The 14,734-nt window shown below is 67.1% G+C and carries 11 protein-coding genes; 2 read left to right on the top strand and 9 right to left on the bottom strand.

The genetic code is table 11. The features are described from left to right. The 9 genes from PHR85_RS12855 to argC form a co-directional block, all read right to left on the bottom strand. Window positions 1-352, bottom strand: a 352-nt coding sequence (locus PHR85_RS12855) for a lysophospholipid acyltransferase family protein (RefSeq protein ID WP_367278753.1), incomplete at its 3' end; no start/stop codon positions are given. A 5-nt stretch (window positions 353-357) separates the two neighbouring features. Next, a complete protein-coding gene (gene gmhB / locus PHR85_RS12850; RefSeq protein ID WP_300054847.1) occupies window positions 358-927 on the bottom strand; it encodes a D-glycero-beta-D-manno-heptose 1,7-bisphosphate 7-phosphatase in 570 nt (189 codons plus the stop codon). Between the two features lie 5 nt (window positions 928-932). After that, the gene (gene glyS, locus PHR85_RS12845) at window positions 933-3,107 is read right to left on the bottom strand and encodes a glycine--tRNA ligase subunit beta (protein ID WP_300054844.1); all 2,175 of its coding nucleotides are present in this window, start codon (window positions 3,105-3,107) and stop codon (window positions 933-935) included. Window positions 3,108-3,162: 55 nt separating this feature from the next. Continuing rightward, window positions 3,163-7,038, bottom strand: coding sequence for a DNA methyltransferase (locus tag PHR85_RS12840; RefSeq protein WP_300054843.1), 3,876 nt, complete (start codon window positions 7,036-7,038; stop codon window positions 3,163-3,165). A 6-nt stretch (window positions 7,039-7,044) separates the two neighbouring features. Continuing rightward, window positions 7,045-7,950, bottom strand: a complete 906-nt coding sequence (glyQ, locus tag PHR85_RS12835; RefSeq protein WP_300054851.1) for a glycine--tRNA ligase subunit alpha — start codon at window positions 7,948-7,950, stop codon at window positions 7,045-7,047. A gap of 76 nt (window positions 7,951-8,026) precedes the next feature. Further along, window positions 8,027-9,667 (bottom strand): apolipoprotein N-acyltransferase, encoded by a 1,641-nt coding sequence (lnt, locus tag PHR85_RS12830; RefSeq protein WP_300054841.1) that lies wholly within the window; start codon window positions 9,665-9,667, stop codon window positions 8,027-8,029. 7 nt (window positions 9,668-9,674) lie between these two features. Beyond that, on the bottom strand, window positions 9,675-10,541 hold the full coding sequence (locus PHR85_RS12825; protein WP_300054839.1) for an HlyC/CorC family transporter: 867 nt from the start codon (window positions 10,539-10,541) through the stop codon (window positions 9,675-9,677). A gap of 68 nt (window positions 10,542-10,609) precedes the next feature. Continuing rightward, window positions 10,610-11,263: a GNAT family N-acetyltransferase gene (locus PHR85_RS12820; protein WP_300054837.1), complete on the bottom strand. Its 654-nt coding sequence runs from the start codon at window positions 11,261-11,263 to the stop codon at window positions 10,610-10,612. Between the two features lie 85 nt (window positions 11,264-11,348). Beyond that, a complete protein-coding gene (gene argC, locus PHR85_RS12815) occupies window positions 11,349-12,269 on the bottom strand; it encodes an N-acetyl-gamma-glutamyl-phosphate reductase (RefSeq protein ID WP_300054835.1) in 921 nt (306 codons plus the stop codon). 213 nt (window positions 12,270-12,482) lie between these two features. On the opposite strand from argC, the gene sucC reads away from it, so the two are divergent. Both sucC and sucD read left to right on the top strand, forming a co-directional pair. Further along, complete coding sequence (gene sucC, locus PHR85_RS12810) at window positions 12,483-13,646, top strand: ADP-forming succinate--CoA ligase subunit beta (protein WP_300054833.1); 1,164 nt, start codon at window positions 12,483-12,485, stop codon at window positions 13,644-13,646. Between the two features lie 65 nt (window positions 13,647-13,711). Further along, complete coding sequence (gene sucD, locus PHR85_RS12805) at window positions 13,712-14,608, top strand: succinate--CoA ligase subunit alpha (RefSeq protein ID WP_300054831.1); 897 nt, start codon at window positions 13,712-13,714, stop codon at window positions 14,606-14,608. The last annotated feature ends 126 nt before the right edge of the window (window positions 14,609-14,734 follow it).

Below are 14,734 nucleotides of genomic sequence, written 5' to 3'. Positions count from 1 at the left end.
TGCCGATGGCCCAGCCGAAGAAGGGCACGCGCAGCAGCTCCTTCTTGAACACATAGGCCAGCGGGTGCGGCATGATGGCCGGCATCGCGAAGGTCTCCCAGGTCGACTGGTGCTTGACCAGCAGCACGGCCGGGTCCGAACTGCCCTGGGGCAGGTGCTCGCGGCCCAAGACCTGGTAGCGGATGCCGATGATCCAGCGCGCGCTGTCGACCGACAGCTTGAGCCAGCGCTGGCACATCCAGTAGATGCTGGTCTTGCTGGCGAAGGGACGGGCCAGCACCACCGCCAGGCTCCACGGGATCACCGTGACGGCCATGAACAGCAGGTGCAGCAAGGAACGGAGAGCAGAAATCATCATCAGGTCTGTGGTTCGTGCGCCAGCGCCCAGTCGGCGAAAGCCTGCAGGTCGCGGTGCACGCGGGTGCCGGGCGGCAGGCCTTCGGGCAGGCCCCCCTCGCGGTAGGCCGCCGACTGGCCGCTCAGGATCAGATGCGGCTGGCAACCGGCGGCGTCGGCGGCCAACGCGTCGCGCACCGAATCGCCCGCGGCCAGTACCTGCCCCAGCGGCACGCCAAAGCGCTGGCCGATCTCGATGAAGAGGCCGGGCGCGGGCTTGCGGCAGCCGCATTCGTCCTCGGGCGCATGGGGGCAGAAGAAGATCGCGTCGACGCGCGCGCCGACCTCGGCCAGCGACTTGAGCATGCGCGCGTTGAAGGCGTTGAAGCTCGCGACATCGAACAGGCCGCGCCCGATGCCGACCTGGTTGGTCGCGATCACGACCCGCCAACCGGCCTGGTTCAGCCGCGCCACCGCCTCCAGCGCGCCCGGAATCGGCTGCCAGTCCTCGGAGCCACGGACATAGGCTTCCGGGTCCTGGCTCAGGATGCCATCGCGGTCGATCACGACCAGCTTGGTCACGGCTGGCATGCGCATCAGGCCGCCAGGCGCGACAGGTCGGCCACCCGGTTCATCGCCTGGTGCAGCTGGGCCAGCAGGCCCAGGCGGTTGGCCTTGAGCGCCGGATCGTCGGCATTGACCATGACCTGGTCGAAGAAGGTATCGACCGGGGCCTTGAGCGCGGCGAGCGCCTGCAGGCTGGCGGTGTAGTCGCCCTGCTCGAAGGCTTTTTCTGCAGCCGGTGCCACCTCGGCCAGCGCGGCGGCCAGCGCGGATTCGGCCGCCTCCCGCAGCAGCTCAGGCTTGACCTCGGCCTTGACCTCGCCCTCGGCCTTCTTGAGGATGTTGCCGACCCGCTTGTTGGCGGCAGCCAGCGCCGGCGCCTCGGCCAGCGCGGCGAAGGCGCGCACGGCGGCCAGGCGACGGGCGATCTCGCCCAGGCGGGCCGGCTTGAGCGCCAGCACCGCATCGACTTCCTGCGCGCTGTAGCCCTGCTCGCGCAGGTTCACGGCCAGGCGGTCCAGCATGAAGTCGAGCAGCGCCGCGCTCGGGTCGGTGATCAGTTCGCCAAACGGCTGGGCCGCGGCCTTCAGCAGCTCGGGCAGGTCGAGCGGCAGCTGCTTCTCGGCCAGGATGCGAATCACGCCCAGCGCATGGCGGCGCAGCGCGAACGGGTCCTTGTCGCCAGTCGGCAGCTGGCCGATGCCGAACAGGCCGATCAGCGTCTCCAGCTTGTCGGCCAGCGCCAGCACCAGGCCGGTGTGGTTGCGCGGCAGCGCGTCGCCCGCGAAGCGCGGCTTGTAATGGTCCTCGATCGCGATCGCGACGCCGTCGCGCAGGCCTTCGTGGCGCGCGTAGTAGCCGCCCATGATGCCCTGCAGCTCGGGGAACTCGCCGACCATGTCGGTCAGCAGGTCGGTCTTGGCCAGGCGCGCGGCCTGCTGCGCCTTGAGGTCGAGCAGGTCGAAATGGTCCTTGTCATCGACCGTGAACGGCAGCGTGGCCATCCGCAGCTGGTTGACGATGGCATGAGCGATGGCCCGCACCCGCTCGCTGCGCTCGCCCTGGGTGCCGAGCTTGTTGTGATAAACCACCTTGGCCAGGCCCTCGACGCGCGACTCCAGCGTCTTCTTGCGGTCCTGGTCGAAGAAGAACTTGGCGTCGGCCAGGCGCGGGCGCACCACCCGCTCGTTGCCCTGAATCACGGCGCTGGCGTCGGTCGGGCTGATGTTGCTCACCACCAGGAACTGGTTGGTCAGCTTGCCATGGGTATCGACCAGCGGGAAATACTTCTGGTTGGCCTTCATGGTCAGGATCAGGCATTCCTGCGGCACCTCAAGGAATTCGGCCTCGAAGCTGCAGGTCAGCACGTTCGGGCGCTCTACCAGGCCGGTGACCTCGTCGAGCAGCGCCTCGTCCATCAGCACCTCGTAGCCGGGGCCGAGCTTCTCGGCCGCCTGCGCCAGCTGCTGCACGATGGCGAAGCGGCGGTCGCCAAAGCTGGCGAACACCGAACCGTCGCGCAGCAGGGTCTCGGCGTAGCCGTCGGCCTCGGCGATCAGCACCGGCGAGACCGCCGCCTCGAAGCGGTGACCCTGGGTCTGGTTGCCCGCCGTCAGGCCGAGCGCCTTGACCGGCACCACGGTGGAGCCATGCAGCGCGACCAGGCCGTGCGCCGGGCGCACGAAGTTGACGCTGCTCCAGCCCGGCAGCTCGCAGTCGGTTTCGAGCTGGTAGCTCATCACCTTGGGGATCGGCAGCTTGGCAATCGCCTCGTCGAGCGCCTTCTGCAGGCCGATGTCGAGCGTCACGCCGCTCACCAGGCTGTCGTAATAAAGCGCCTCGGCCTTGCCTTCGCCCTGGCGCTTGAGCTGGGCCACGGCGACGGCCGGGTCCGACAGATCGGCGCCCAGTGCGGCCAGCTTCTTCAGCAGCGCGGGCGTGGCCTGGCCGTCGGCCGTCAGGCCGACCGAGGCCGGCATCAGCTTGAGCTGCACCGCCTTGTCCTCGGCTTTCAGCCAGACATGGCTGACATGGGCCGCCAGGCGGCGCGGCGAGGCAAAAGGCGTCACGGCGGAGTCGGCGCCAGCCAGGCCCTGGGCCTTGAGCTGCTCGAACAGGACACCGGCGAAGGCATCGCCCAGTTTCTTCAGCGCTTTGGGCGGCAGTTCCTCGACGAAGAGCTCCACCAGCAGGTTTTTGGTAGTCATATGCTTGTGCTGTAGGTATTCAGATGGGATTTTCGCGGATGCGGGGCCGGCTGGCTCAAGTCTCCGCCGCTTGCAGGAGTGTCAGGTATTCGGGCCGCTTGCTGGCCATGCCCTTGAAGCTGCCCAGCAGGCGCTGGAATTCGGCGTCACTCACGCCATAGCGTCGCGCGACGCGCCGGTCGGTGTCGGCGCGCAGCTTGTCCCGCGCCTTGGGCGTGGCGGGGATGTCCTGGCGCGTCACGCCCAGCGCGGCCAGCTGCGGCGCCAGATCGGCGGCGAAGTCGTCCCAGCCCGCCGCCAGCGTCAGCCGCAGCGCGTTGCGCGCCAGCGCGCGGTAGTCGGGGTCTTGCAGGATCGTCTCGTCGTCGGGCTGCGGCAGCGGCAGGCGATACAGGTAGGTCTGGTTGACCGTGATCTGGATCATGAAACGCGCCATCCAGTCCACCGTCAGGCTGTTGAACCAGGCCAGCGCGAACAGCAGGCGCAGCGGCGAGACGGCTTGCGCCCACACCTGGCCGTCGTCGGCGTACTGGTAGCGCTTGGGGACGTTGACCGGCACCTTGTTGCCGGCGCCGACATGCCTGGGCAGCAACGCGAAGATCAGGGTGCGCTCATCGGTGTCGCGCGCGATCTCGCGGAACCCCAGTCGCACATAGTCGCGGTCGTAGCGGATCGCCTCGGAATGCGCGTAGGCCAGGGCCTTGGGCAGGCCGAGATCCTGCGCCATGCGGTGCAGTTCCTTGCTCTGCAGGCGTTTGTCGAAGGCGGCCGGATCAAGCCAGTATTCAGGATCGGCGTAGCGGTGGCTGTATTGCCAGATCATCCGGCCCTGATACAACGGCAGACAGCCGGGACGCGCGCTCTCAAGGAACAGGTCCTTGTCGCTGGTCATGTGCAGTTCGCTGCGGAAGTCGAGCCAGTCGGCCGACAGGGGCGGGAAGGCCGCGTAGCACTTGGCCAGCAGCGGCAGGTCGGCCGCGTCGCGCAGCTCCATCAGCGCCCATTGCCGGGGCGACAGGGTCTTGAGCACGGCCAGCGGATACGGCACATGGCGCGCCGGATCGTCGAGCTCGGCGGCGTCGAGCAGATAGAAGGCAGTGTCGATCACCGCGTCCGCGACCGGCGGCGCGTTGACCACCTGCATCAGCGCGAACTTGTAGCTGCGATGCACCTCGGGAAAGATGCCCCGATTGTTCTCGAAGCCGTGGAAGAACGGCATCCGGCAATGCGTCAGCAGATGCTGGCGCAGCGCCTGCGAGCCCTCCTCGAACATCAGCGCGCTCGGCAACACATAGTTCAGGCTGCCACCCGGCGCCAGCAGGCCCAGGTTGCGCTCGACGAAGAAGCGGAACAGGTTGCCGTCGCCCGAGCCCCGGTTCAGCGGCAAGGAAGCCTTGTAGCAGGCGTTGAGCGCTTCCATCTCGCGCTGCGCCCGTTCTTGGGCGGCGGCGACATGCGGGCTTTCCAGCAGCCGGCGCTGCACCGCCGCCTTCTCGCTGTTCTTCAGGCCGCGGTAGTTGCTGTGGTACTGCGGGAAGAAATCGGTGTCGCTGAACTTGGTCTTGTCCCAGGGCGGATTGCCGACGATCACGTCGAAGCCCGGGCGCTCGCTGGCGAAGGCCTCGGGAAACGCCACTTCGTAATGGAAGAAATGGTAGCGATCGGCACAGTCCTGGATCTGTTGCGACACCTTGGACCCGCGCCGCCGGTCCTCGTCGAACAGCTGATCGAGCAGGTTCGGCGTCTTGTCGAGCGCCCGCACCGCCGCCGCATCCCCCTCGGCCAGCAGCACGCGCCGGGTCGAGATGAAACCCAGGGCGCGGCCCAGCAACCGCAGCCGGGGCTCGATGCTCTTCCAGAGCCGCTTGCTCTGCGCCACCTCGGCCGGGGTGGTGTCGCGCATCGCGTCGAGCTCCTGCATCACGCCGCGCAGTTCGTCGAAGCGCCCGCGCAGGTCATCGACGAACAGATCGTTCTGCCGCGACTCGCTCGCGTTGTAGTCGATGAAGTCCTGCACCGTCGCGCCGATCAGCGCGTTGCCATGCTGGACATGGTGCTCGATGAACGACAGTGGCGTGCCGAAGATGAAGCTGTCCATCCACAGGCTCAGCCGCGCGAGCTCGACCGCGAACGGGTTCAGATCGACGCCATAGATGCAGCGCTTGAGCAGCACCCGCTTGAGGATCTGCGCGTCGTCGGGCTCGTAAGGCAGGTTCAGCGCGGCGAGCTGGGCGGCGATCTTGCCGCGCTCGTCCCGCACCAGCCGCGCCAGCTCGGCGTCGGCCTCCAGGCTGCGCAGCGCCAGGTCGGTCAGGTAGTCGAGCGCCTGCACCAGGAAATGCCCACTGCCGCAGGCGTTGTCCAGGATCCTGAGCTCGGCCAGCGCGCGACCACTGGCCAGCGCCTGGTCGATGCCGGCCTTGACCAGGCGCTCGGACAGCGACGCGGGCGTGTAGTAGCTCGCGCTGGTCTTGCGCGAGTTGTTGGCGCTCTTGAGGTAGACATCGCCCTGCTTGACGCTGAACTCGCGCAACGCCTTGAAACCCTTTTGCTGGCGCACGCCAGCGGCGTCATAGGCGTCGAAATAGGCCTCGACGCTCTTGCCGCGCGTCGCGTGGCTTTCGTATTCGAGGTAGGTCGCGGTTTCGAGCGCGCGCTCGAAGCGGAATTCCAGCAGGCCTTCATAGATGCGACCCAGATGGGTCACGCTCATGTTCTTGAAATCGCGCCGGGTATCGAACAGGGTGTTGCCGCGATGCGTCCTGAACAGGAGCTTTTCCAGTATCGCCAGCAGGGTGGCGTTGTCGAAGATCTTGGGCGTCAGCAGCAGCGGCGCGCGCGCCGGGTCGAACAGGCCGCCATTGAACAGCGGAATATCGATGTCCTCGGCGCCACGGTCGAGCATCTCGAACAGCTGCTTGAGGGCAAACACGCCGTCGTGCAGCTGGCCGCGCTCGGGGCCGGCCTGACGCAGCCGCAGGTAAAGCGACTGCAGGCTGTATCGCGGATAGAACGGGTGCCTGGCCAGCAACTCGCGGTTCTTGTCCTCGAAATAGACCACGAACAGCAGGCGAAACAGCAGGATCACGCTGTTCTCGTAGACCGCGCCCAGCTCCACCTTGTGGCGGGCGTTGGCGCGGTGGATCGCCTGCCCCATGATCTCGAACAGCGACTCCTCGCCGCTGTAGCCGTAGATCACCGCCTTGAGGTTGTCCTCCACCGCCAGCGCGAACTCGCCCGATTCGGCCAGGGTGCGCTCGATCGCGCTGGACTGTCCGGCCTCGGCCGGCGGCAGATAAGTCTCGCGGCTCAGGAAAAAAACGAACAGCGCCAGCGCCTGCCGCCTCTGGCCCGGGTCCGTCAGCGCCAGCAGGCGTTCGAGGTCAAACTCGATGAACGATTTCCTGGCGCTGATCTGGTCGGTGTCGTAGACCCGCCAACGCCGGCCATTGGTCAGGAAACCGAACCGCACGCGCAAGGTGCTGAGGTAATCCTGCAACTGGTGATGCGGATTGTCCTTGTTGGCCTTGCCGGTATCGAGCGGCTTGCCCCAGGCCTTGGCTTCGCAGATGGCTGCTATCAGGCGATGGCCGGCACTGGCCTGCTCGATCAGCGCCTGGGTCTGCTCGGGCTGCAGCAGCAGGCACCAGTCGGGCTTGGCCTGCTTGCCCTGCACGGTGAAGACCTGCTGCGGCACGCTGAACCAGCCCAGCTGCTGGAGCAAGGGGGCGATGAAGCTCGTTTCAAGCTGGGACTCGTTGCCGGCGGCGAGCCGGGCCGGCTGAAAGTGACCCTCCAGCCATTCGACCAGGCCCTCGGGCAGCGGCTGATCGGCCAGCTCGCGCTGTTTCTGGCGCAGAAAACCATGATCCAGCAGGCTGTTGTCCAGCCAGGGAGAATCAAACAGCTCCTGGATCGTGGCGTTGACCATCGGAGCTCAGACTGCCTTGCGATCCATCTGCGCCACCCACTCGCGCGGCGCCATCGGGAAGCCCAGCCGCTCGCGGCTCTCGTAGTAGCTCTGGGCCACGGCGCGCGCCAGGTTGCGGATGCGGCCGATGTAGGCGGCGCGCTCGGTCACGCTGATCGCGCCACGCGCGTCGAGCAGGTTGAAGCTGTGCGCCGCTTTCAGCACCTGCTCGTAGGCCGGCAGCGCAAGCTGCTGCTCCATCAGGTACTTGGCCTGTTTCTCGTGCGCGTTGAAGGCGGTGAACAGGAAATCGGCATCTGAATGCTCGAAGTTGTAGGTCGACTGCTCGACCTCGTTCTGGTGGTAGACATCGCCGTATTTCAGCGTATCGGTCCACTGCAGGTTGTAGACGTTGTCGACGCCCTGCAGGTACATGGCCAGCCGCTCCAGGCCATAGGTGATCTCGCCGGTGGCGGGCTTGCAGTCGATGCCGCCGACCTGCTGGAAATAGGTGAACTGCGTCACCTCCATGCCGTTGAGCCAGACCTCCCAGCCCAGGCCCCAGGCGCCCAGGGTCGGGTTCTCCCAGTCGTCCTCGACGAAGCGGATGTCGTTCTTCTTCAGGTCGAAACCCAGCGCCTCCAGGCTGCCGAGGTACAGCTCCAGGATGTTGGCCGGTGCCGGCTTCAGCACCACCTGGTACTGGTAGTAATGCTGCAGGCGGTTCGGGTTCTCGCCATAGCGACCGTCCTTGGGCCGGCGGCTGGGCTGGACATAGGCCGCTTTCCAGGGCTCGGGGCCGATCGCGCGCAGGAAGGTCGCGGTGTGGCTGGTGCCGGCGCCGACTTCCATGTCGTAGGGTTGCAGCAGCGCGCAGCCCTGGGCGTCCCAGTAGGCCTGCAGTTTCAGGATGATTTGTTGAAAGGTCAGCATGTCGTTGCCTAGGGGGGCGGTCATCCGCCGGGAATTCGGGCCAGATCCCGCTTCGAGATCTGACGAATCGTTCATTTTACGGGCGTGACAGGTCGCCGCGGCGCCAGGCCACGAGCAAGGCGAAGACACACAGCAGCGCCAGCGGCCAGAGGCCGAAGCGGCCGGCCCAGCGCGCGTAAGGGGTCAGGCCCGCGCGACCCTCGACTTCGGCCATCAGCACGCCGCGCGTCAGCCGCGGCAGCTCGTGCGTGACGCGCCCCAGGTGATCGATCGCCACCGTGGCGCCAGTGTTGGTGGCACGCAGCATCGGGCGCTGCAGCTCGAGCGCGCGCAGGCGCGAGATCTGGCGGTGCTGGGCTATCGCCACCGTGTCGCCGAACCAGGCGATGTTGCTGAGGTTGAGCAGCACGGTCGGCGCCCGCGCCGGATCGACGAAACCGCGCGCGAGCTCCTCGCCAAACAGGTCCTCGTAGCAGATATTGGGCGCGATGCGCTGCCCGGCCCAGTCCAGCGTCGGCTGCACCGGCGCGCCCCGGTTGAAGTCGCCCAGCGGGATGTGCATCAGCTCGGTGAACCAGCGGAATCCGGTCGGGATGAACTCGCCAAACGGCACCAGATGCTGCTTGTCGTAGCGCAGCGGCGCGCGCGCCTCCGGCGTCCACGACAGCGCCGAATTGGTGTACCCCTGCTTGACGCTGCCCAGCGGCAGCCCCAGCGTCAGCGCCGCGCCGCCCCGTGCCACGGCCTGCAGCAGCGGCTGCCACCAATCGGGTCCCAGCTGCTGGGGCAACAAGGGAATGGCCGTCTCGGGCGCCACGACCAACCGGGCGTCACCGCGCGCCAGCGCCGCCCGCGCCTGCTGTCCGTACCAGGACAGCGCCAGCGGCACCCCGCTGCCGGGCTGGAATTTCTCATCCTGCGGGATATTGCCTTGCAGCAGCGCGACCGACATCACGCCGGTCGAGCGGGTCCAGATCGGCACCCAGCCAGCCCAGTGTTGCGCGACGCCGGGCCACGCCAGCAGCACGAGTCCAATCGCACCGGCCAAGCCGCCGGCCAGCGGCACGGTACCGACCGATGCCCCGCGCCGCCGCGCGCCGGCTGACCCAAAGCGGCCAGCCAGCGCCTGCCAGGCCTCGGCCGCCAGCAGCGCGAGCGCGGCCGAAACCGCGCCCATGCCATGGACGCCAACCCAGGGCGCCAGCGGGGCCAGCGCGTCGACCTGCGCATAGCCGCCCGCCCCCCAGGGAAAGCCGGTGAAGACCGTGCCGCGCGCGAGCTCGGCCAGCGTCCAAAGCGCCACGAAGACCGGCAGCCGCCAGCGCAACCCGGCCGCGCGCCAGCGCCAGTACAACCCGGCGGCCGGCGCGTAGCACAGCGCGAGTGCCGCCGCCAGCGCCAGCACGGCGAGCGCGGCCAGCGGCGCCGGCAGGCCGCCATAGGTGTGCATCGAGACGAACAGCCACCAGAAGGTCCCGGCCAGCCAGGCGGTCGAAAAAATCCAGCCACGGAAAAAGGCGGCGCGTGCCGTTGCAGCCCGATGCAACAGCGGGACCAGCAGCGCCAGCGACAGGATCTGCAGTCCGGCGACCGGCTCGCCCTGCGGCCAAAGCAGAGCGAAGGGCCAGGCCAGCGACCAGGCCTGCAGCAGGCCCGCCAGCAGCAGGCCGGTGCCAGCCGGCGCGGCGCGCCAGGCGAGGGATGGGTTCAGGCGCACGCCTTGATCAAGGCTGGTGCGGCAGGCGCGAGACCTTGAACCATTTGACCGCCCCGCCCTTGCTGTGCTGCACCATGAAGTCCAGCCCCTGCAACTCATGGCGCTCGCCACGGCGCGGTACCCGGCCCAGCGCGTGCGAAACCAGGCCGCCAATGGTGTCGAAGTCCTCGTCGTCCAGCTCAAGGCCGAAGGATTCGGCGATGCGCTCGACCGGCGTGTCGCCGCTGACGCGCCAGGTGCCATCGGCCAGCGCGAAGATGTCGCCCTCGTCTTCCTCGACGTCGAACTCGTCCTCGATCTCGCCGACGATCTGCTCCAGCACATCCTCGATCGTGATCAGCCCGGCGACGCGGCCGAACTCGTCGATCACGATCGCCAGGTGGTTGCGGTTGGCGCGGAATTCGCGCAGCAGGTCGTTGAGGCCCTTGCTCTCGGGCACGAAGGTGGCCGGGCGCAGCAGCGAGCGCAGACTCAGCCCGGGTGCGCGCTGCAGCTTGAGCAGATCCTTGGCCAGCAGGATGCCGATGATGTTCTCGCGCTCGCCCTCGTAGACCGGAAAGCGCGAATGCGCGGTCTCGATCACCTGGTGCAGCAGCTCCTCGTAGGGGGCCTGGATATCGAGCCCGTCCATGCGCGGCGCGGCCACCATCACGTCGCCGGCGCTCATGTCGGCGATCCGGATCACCCCCTCCAGCATCACGCGCGACTCGGCATTGATGATGTCGTTGTCCTCGGCCTCGGCCAGGGTCTCGATCAGCTCGTCCTTCGAGTCGGGTCCGGGATGGATGAACTCGGCCAGCTTTTGCAGGAAGCCGCGCTTGTCTTCATGCCGCACGCCTCGGTGCGGCGCCGGACTGGGATGGGGTTCAGCCACTGTAGCTCAGGGTAGTTGCGAAGCAGCAAGGATACCCCAAGCGTTTGACGCCAGCGCGACAGCGCTGCTCAGGGCCTGGTCTGGTCGCGCGCGTCGCGCACGCCTTCGCGGATCTCGTGCACCAGATCGATCACGCCGCGCACCTGCTTGACGCCGGCCTTGAGGTGGTAGTCGGTGCGCGCCAGCCCCTCGGCCAGCAGCTCGCCGACCTGGGAGCCAAAGTCGGCCGGCGGCAGCTCCAGGCAGGCCTCGCTCTCGGAGCCGTCGCGCACGACCGTGGCGCCGGCCTTGCGCGCGATCCTGAGCATGGCGGCGTTCTCGCTCAGCGCATGGATGATCAGGCGCGAGACCCCGTGGTTGCGCGCATGCACCACCGCGCGCTCGAACAGCTGCTGGCCGTAGCCGCGCCCGCGCAGGCCGGGACCGACGCTGACACCGAACTCGGCCAGATGCTGCTGGCCCGCCTGGTCCAGGTAGGCCAGGTGCGCGACCGCGACCAGCCGCAGATCGGCATCGAAGATGCCGAACATCTCGTCGCGCGCGAAATCCAGCTTGGCGACGTAGCGGCCGATCTGCTCGTCGATGGCCGGATAGCCGAAGCGCAGGTAGCGGTCGCGATCGGGCAGCGCCAGCAGATGCTGCTCGATCAGCGGGACATGGCCGGCATCCAGGGTGCGGATCAGGGCGCGCGCAGGCGTGGAAGAAGGTGCGGCATCAGTCATCGGCCTAATTTAAGGGTTTTCCCTTACCGCATACTTAAACTTGGTCAAACCCCTCGGTCAGGCGGGACATGGCCCGCCCGGCGCTTCAGAGTCCCAGCATCAGCTGCAGGTTCTGCACCGCCGCGCCGCTGGCGCCCTTGCCCAGGTTGTCCAGCCGCGCGACCAGCACGGCATGGCGGTGCGCGTCGCTGCCGAACACGCGCAGCTCCAGGTGATTGGTGCCCGCCAGCGCGACCGCGTCGAGCTTGCCATCCTCGGTCGCCGGCGGCACGTTGACCCAGTGGCTGCCCTCGTAGTGCCGCTCCAGCGCGGCCTGCAGGTCGGCGAGCTTGGGGCTGCCCGGCAGCAGGTCCAGGTGCAGCGGCAGCTGGACCAGCATGCCCTGGGCGAAGTTGGCCACCGCCGGCACGAAGATCGGGCGCCGGGTCAGGCCGGTGCAGGCCATGATCTCGGGAACATGCTTGTGGCCCAGGCCCAGCGCGTAGAGCTCGAACGGCGCCGCCGTGCCGGCCTCGTAGGCCTCGATCATGGGGCGGCCACCGCCGGTGTAGCCGCTCACGCTCGGCAGGCAGACCGGGTGCTCGGGCGACAGCAGGCCGGCATCGATCAGCGGGCGCAGCAGCGCGATCGCGCCGGTCGCGTAGCAGCCCGGGTTGGCGACGCGCTCGGCGCCGCGCACCGCCTCGGCCTGGCCGGCGCAGAGCTCGGGGAAACCGTAGACCCAGTCGGGTGCCACGCGGTGCGCGGTCGAGGCGTCGATGATGCGCGGCGCCTTGCCACCCTCGGCCTTGATCGAGTCGACCATCGCGACCGACTCGCGCGCGGCGTCGTCATGCAGGCACAGGATCACCAGATCGGCCCGCGCCATCAGTTCGCGCTTGGCGGCCGGGTCCTTGCGGCGCTCGGGGGCAATGCTGAGCAAGGCGATCTGCGGCATCTGGGCCAGCCGTTCGCGGATCTGCAAGCCCGTGGTGCCGGCTTCGCCGTCGATGAAAACCTGATGCATCTGTATTCTCCTGGTGGCAGTTACGATTGGATGGGCGGGCGCGGCAAGCGCCGAAACGTCCGCCTCCAGTCCGCTTTCTATCATTGCAGCATGATACATTTATGTTTTCTTGCGTCCTCGACCGCAGGCATTGAGTCGCCGGTGTTGGACTGGCGTAAGGCAAGGTGCCCACACTCCGGACGTTTTGTTGACTGACTCCACTGAGAGCAATTCATGAAGATTCACGAGTACCAAGGCAAGGAAATCCTGCGCCAGTTCGGCGTGCCGGTCCCGCGCGGCATCCCGGCATTCAACGTCCAGGAAGCCGTTGAAGCGGCACAGAAGCTGGGCGGTCCGGTCTGGGTCGTCAAGGCACAGATCCACGCCGGTGGCCGTGGCAAGGGCGGCGGCGTCAAGGTCGCCAAGTCGATCGAGGACGTGCAGCGTCTGGCCGGCGAAATCCTGGGCATGCAGCTCAAGACCCACCAGACCGGTCCCGAAGGCCAGAAGGTGCGTCGCCTCTACATCGAGGACGGCGCCGACATCAACAAGGAATATTACGTCTCGGTCGTGACCGACCGTGCGACCCAGAAGGTGGCCTTCATCGCTTCGAGCGAAGGCGGCATGGACATCGAGGAAGTGGCCCACTCCACCCCCGAGAAGATCATCACCGAGTTCATCGATCCGCTGACCGGTCTGGGCGACGAGCAAGCCAAGAAGATCGCCGACGCCATCGGCATGCCGGCTGATTCCACCGCCCAGGCCGTGGACATCTTCAAGAAGCTGTACCAGTGCTACATGGACACCGACGCTTCGCTGGTGGAAATCAACCCGCTGAACCGTGACAGCAAGGGCAACGTGATGGCGCTGGACGCGAAGTTCAACTTCGACGCCAACGCGCTGTTCCGCCACCCCGAGATCGTCGCCTACCGCGACCTGGACGAGGAAGATCCGGCCGAGGTCGAGGCTTCCAAGTTCGACCTGGCCTACATCAGCCTGGACGGCAACATCGGCTGCCTGGTCAACGGCGCCGGCCTGGCCATGGCCACCATGGACACCATCAAGCTGTTCGGCGGCGAGCCGGCCAACTTCCTGGACGTCGGCGGCGGCGCGACCCCCGAGAAGGTCACCGAAGCCTTCAAGATCATGCTCAAGAACCCCAAGGTCGAGGGCATCCTGGTCAACATCTTCGGCGGCATCATGAAGTGCGACACCATCGCCACCGGCGTCATCACCGCCTGCAAGGCCGTGAACCTGAACGTGCCGCTGGTCGTGCGCATGAAGGGCACCAACGAAGAGCTGGGCAAGAAGATGCTGGCCGAGTCGGGTCTGCCGATCATCGCTGCCGACACCATGGCCGAAGCCGCGACCAAGATCGTCGCTGCTGTATCCAAGTAATTTTGCGGGACAGACCGCAGCCCGCAAAGCGGGCAAGCTCTGTCCCCAACTGATTAGGAACTCGCATGTCGATTTACATCAATAAAGATACCCGCGTCATCACCCAGGGCATCACCGGCAAGACCGGTCAGTTCCACACCGAGAAGTGCATCGAGTACGCGAACGGCAAGAACTGCTTCGTCGCCGGCGTGAACCCGAAGAAGGCCGGCGAGAAGATCCTCGACGTGCCGATCTACGGCACCGTCAAGGAAGCCGCCGCCGACACCGGCGCGACCGTCTCCGTGATCTACGTGCCGCCGGCAGGCGCCGCCGCCGCGATCTGGGAAGCCGTCGAGGCCGACCTGGACCTGGCGATCTGCATCACCGAAGGCATCCCGGTCAAGGACATGCTCGAAGTGCGCAACCGCATGAAGGCCAAGGAAGCCGCCGGTGGCAAGCGCACCCTGCTGCTGGGCCCCAACTGCCCCGGCCTGATCACCCCCGACGAGATCAAGATCGGCATCATGCCCGGTCACATCCACCGCAAGGGACGCATCGGCGTCGTCTCGCGCTCCGGCACCCTGACCTATGAAGCCGTTGCCATGCTGACCGAAGTCGGCCTGGGCCAGTCTTCGGCCGTCGGCATCGGTGGCGACCCGATCAACGGTCTCAAGCACATCGACGTGATGCGCGCCTTCAATGACGATCCGGATACCGATGCCGTCATCATGATCGGCGAGATCGGTGGCCCGGACGAAGCCGAAGCCGCGATGTGGTGCAAGGCCAACATGAAGAAGCCGATCGTCGGCTTCATCGCTGGCGTGACCGCGCCTCCCGGCAAGCGCATGGGCCACGCCGGCGCGCTGATCTCGGGTGGCGCCGACACCGCTGACGCCAAGCTCGCCATCATGGAAGAGTGCGGCTTCACCGTGACGCGCAACCCGTCCGAGCTGGGCCACCTGCTCAAGAGCCTGCTGAAGTAAATCCCGGCCCCCTACCCCGCCCGCCGGGGCAGCAAAAAACCGCAGCCTCGCGAGAGATCTGCGGTTTTTTTCATTCCGCCAGCGAGCCAGGCTGCTGCCGTCTTCCAATCGCAAGCACATTGACAG

Origin of the sequence: Malikia sp., assembly GCF_028687635.1 — a bacterium.
Classification (GTDB): domain Bacteria; phylum Pseudomonadota; class Gammaproteobacteria; order Burkholderiales; family Burkholderiaceae_C; genus Malikia.
Note: the sequence above shows the minus strand (reverse complement) of the source record. Positions and strands in the feature narration are given on the sequence as shown.

Coding starts and splice junctions, on each gene's coding strand:
- PHR85_RS12820 (WP_300054837.1), bottom strand. CDS start 11,263: ATGACTGATGCCGCACCTTCTTCCACGCCTGCGCGCGCCCTGATCCGC.
- gmhB (WP_300054847.1), bottom strand. CDS start 927: ATGCCAGCCGTGACCAAGCTGGTCGTGATCGACCGCGATGGCATCCTG.
- argC (WP_300054835.1), bottom strand. CDS start 12,269: ATGCATCAGGTTTTCATCGACGGCGAAGCCGGCACCACGGGCTTGCAG.
- glyQ (WP_300054851.1), bottom strand. CDS start 7,950: ATGCTGACCTTTCAACAAATCATCCTGAAACTGCAGGCCTACTGGGAC.
- sucC (WP_300054833.1), top strand. CDS start 12,483: ATGAAGATTCACGAGTACCAAGGCAAGGAAATCCTGCGCCAGTTCGGC.
- PHR85_RS12840 (WP_300054843.1), bottom strand. CDS start 7,038: ATGGTCAACGCCACGATCCAGGAGCTGTTTGATTCTCCCTGGCTGGAC.
- sucD (WP_300054831.1), top strand. CDS start 13,712: ATGTCGATTTACATCAATAAAGATACCCGCGTCATCACCCAGGGCATC.
- glyS (WP_300054844.1), bottom strand. CDS start 3,107: ATGACTACCAAAAACCTGCTGGTGGAGCTCTTCGTCGAGGAACTGCCG.